This is a genomic window from Streptomyces sp. NPDC004561, from assembly GCF_053602155.1.
The window spans coordinates 1-2979 of the sequence record NZ_JBSGDB010000731.1; the positions used below are offsets into that span (position 1 = coordinate 1).

Annotated in this window: 2 protein-coding genes and 2 pseudogenes; 3 read left to right on the forward strand and 1 reads right to left on the reverse strand. The window is 73.0% G+C overall.

Going from position 1 to position 2979, the window contains the following annotated elements; all coding sequences use genetic code 11:
- Nucleotides 1–173, reverse strand: a pseudogene (locus ACWEN3_RS44385) (DUF3626 domain-containing protein); the annotation flags it as partial.
- 180 nt (nucleotides 174–353) lie between these two features.
- Between ACWEN3_RS44385 and ACWEN3_RS44390 the strand changes: the two are divergent.
- The 3 genes and pseudogenes from ACWEN3_RS44390 to ACWEN3_RS44400 form a co-directional block, all read left to right on the forward strand.
- Nucleotides 354–848, forward strand: a complete 495-nt coding sequence (locus tag ACWEN3_RS44390; RefSeq protein ID WP_452983805.1) for an FBP domain-containing protein — start codon at nucleotides 354–356, stop codon at nucleotides 846–848.
- A 222-nt stretch (nucleotides 849–1070) separates the two neighbouring features.
- Nucleotides 1071–2324 (forward strand): FUSC family protein, encoded by a 1254-nt coding sequence (locus ACWEN3_RS44395; protein ID WP_452983808.1) that lies wholly within the window; start codon nucleotides 1071–1073, stop codon nucleotides 2322–2324.
- A gap of 35 nt (nucleotides 2325–2359) precedes the next feature.
- A pseudogene (locus ACWEN3_RS44400) lies at nucleotides 2360–2979 on the forward strand (hypothetical protein); the annotation flags it as partial.

A 2979-nucleotide genomic window follows, 5' to 3' on the forward strand; every position in this document is an offset into this window, starting at 1 on the left:
GCGCCGAGGCCGGCGTACTCCGGGCCCCGGTAGCCGGCGTGGCGGCGCGGCCGGGTGACGGTGAGCCGGTAGCCGGGGTGCCACTCCAGCGGGAACGGCAGCTACCGGGCCGCCGCCTCCACGGCGGTGCCCCGGTGGCTCGCGTCCAGCACGAGCGCCTCCACGTCCGCCTCGGCGAGGGGGCCGGGACGGGAGCCGTCAGCCTCGAGGCTCGGTGATCCGCCCGACACCCGGTCGGGGTGGAAGTGCAGCCCGTCCGGGAAATCCATTGGCCCGCCCTCCCTGGGAAACCTAGGCTGCCAGTGAACCTAGACCCCCTAGGTTCAGAACGGCGCGCGACGAAGGACTCCCCCATGAGATCACTCACCGAACAGGACATCCGCAACTCGTTCGTCAACTGCTCCAAGGGGGAGGCCAAGCGTCTGGCGGTGCCGCGGGACCTCGGTGAACGCCCGTGGGACGACCTGGACTTCCTCGGCTGGCGGGATCCCGGGGCGCCCGACCGCAGCTATCTGGTCACCGAACGGGAGGGCCGGCTGGTGGGCGTCGCCATGCGCTTCCCCACCTCGCAGCGCGGGTTCCTGCACCGCAGCATGTGCTCGGTGTGCCTGACCACGCATCCCGGCGGCGGGGTCTCGCTGATGACCGCGCGAAAGGCGGGCGCGGCGGGCCGCGAGGGCAACTCGGTCGGCGTGTACATGTGCACGGACCTGGCGTGTTCCTTCTACGTGCGCGGCAGGAAGGTGCCGGAGTCGGGCATCCGGTTCGAGGAGAGCCTGACGCTGGAGGAGCAGATCGCCCGGACGCGGGGCAACCTGGCCTCCTTCATCGACAAGCTCTCCGCCTGAGATCCGCCGGCCGCCGGTCGCGCGACCGGGCCGCCTCGATGTGGTGAGACCCCCTCCGTCGCCTCCGCGCGGCGGCCCATTCCCGTCACCGGCCGACCGCCCTCGGTAGCCGACCTGCGGACATCCCCGGTCGATCAAGGACTGCCCCGGGTCCGCCGCGGTCCGGCACGGCCCCCGAACGGTCACGTTCGACGCACCCGAGGATGGGGAACAGGCCAAGGGATGCACGACGTACGCGAGTGGACCTCGGGACTGCTGCACCTGGTGAAGCGCTATCGGGAGCCGGTGGTCGTCCAGACCCTGCGGTCGGCCACGGCGGCGACGATCGCCTACGTCGTCGCGCTGCGGCTCAGCCCCGAGCCGGCCCCGCTGACCGCGCCCCTGACCGCTCTGCTGGTCGTCCAGGTGACCTTCTACGCCACGCTCACCAACGGCATCCGCCGGGTGAACTCGGTGGTGGCCGGTGTGGTGGTGGCCATCGCCTTCAGTGTGCTGGTGGGGCTGACCTGGTGGAGTCTGGCGCTGCTGATCGTGGCCTCGCTGGCCGTCGGGCACCTGGTGCGGGTCGACGAGTACGTGGCCGAGGTGGCGATCAGCGCCATGCTGGTGCTCGGCGTGACCACCGTGGGGTTCACCGCCTGGGCGCGGATCGTGGAGACGCTGATCGGCGCGGTCGTCGGCACCGCCTGCAATCTGCTGCTGCCGCCCCCGGTGTGGGTGGACGAGGCCGGCCGCTCGATCGAGGACCAGGCCCGCCGGGTGCGGCAACTGATGCTGCGGATGGGTGAGGAGGCCGCCGGCCGGATCCCCTGGGAGCGCGCGGCCGAGCGGCTGCACGAGGCACGCCGGCTGGACCAGCACATCGCCCGGGTGGACGCGGCGCTGCGGCAGGCCGAGGACAGTCTGCGGCTCAATCCCCGCGTCAGGGAGGGGCTGCTGCACCGGGTGGTGATGCGCACCGGTCTGGACACGCTGGAGATCTGCACGGTGGTGCTGCGGGTGCTGGCCCGCACCTTCACGGACCTGGCGAAGGCCCGCGGCCCCGAGGATCTGTTCCCGCCGCAGGTCGGGGCGACCGTGGAGCAGCTGCTGTCGGAGATCGCCGACGCGGTGGTCAGCTTCGCCGTCCTGGTGACCACCCATCTGAGCGAGAACGCCGAGTCGGCCGAGGCGCGGCTGACGGCGGAGCTGCACACGGCGGCCGGGACCCGTGACCGGCTGGCCGAACTCCTCAAGGAGGAGATCCGCAGGGACTGGGTGCACTGGCAGTTGTACGGGGCCGTGCTGACCGAGACGACCCGGATCATCGACGAGCTGAACACCGAGCACCGCACCCGCCGCCTGCTGGAGGAGCTGGACCGGGTGTCGCGCGAGCAGCGGGCGAAGCTGCCCCGGATGTCCCGGCTGCGCGAGCGGCTCGGCGTCCAGGACGAGCTGTGGCGGAACCGGACGGGGTTCGGCGAGCGTTCTCCGTGAGACAGGGGCCGGGACGGGACACCAGGGGGCGGGCGATGAGCGGCGCGGGAGTACGGATCGACGGGAACACGCTGCGGCTGCCGGGCGGGGTGGCGGTGCGCTTCGTCCGCACGCTGCGGCTGCCCGAGACGGGCACGCATCCGCTGCCGCCGGGGCTGGGCGAGTTCCCGGTCCGGCGGGTCGCGGACCATGCGGACACCGTCCCCGAGGAGTGGCGGGCGCGCGGGGGCGTGATGCTGCCGGTGTACCTCCGCGAGGCGATGTGGCTGAGTTTCGGGGGTACGACGGAACCGGCGGCCCTCCAGGTCGGGGTGGGCAAGGTGTGCGCGGTGTCCGGCAGGCCGTGGAGCGGCCGGCTCTCCCGGAGCCCGCAGAACTACGTGGTGCCGCCCCGCCAGCGTTGGCTGGACGGCATCAACTCCGGCAAGGGCACGGTCCGCCAGTTCGTCGCGGTGCCGCTCGGTCTCGGCGCGACCGTGGAGGGGCAGGTGACCGGCGAGGAGGTGTGGGGCGGTGTCCAGCTCCAGTCGTTCCCGCTGCGGGAGGACGTCCTCGCCGACTGGCGGCGCCGGGAGCGGAGCGAGCGGGCGCGGGCGGCCGGACCGGTCGCCGGCCTCCACCGTGCGGGGGACGACCACGCCCAGCGGGACCTGCC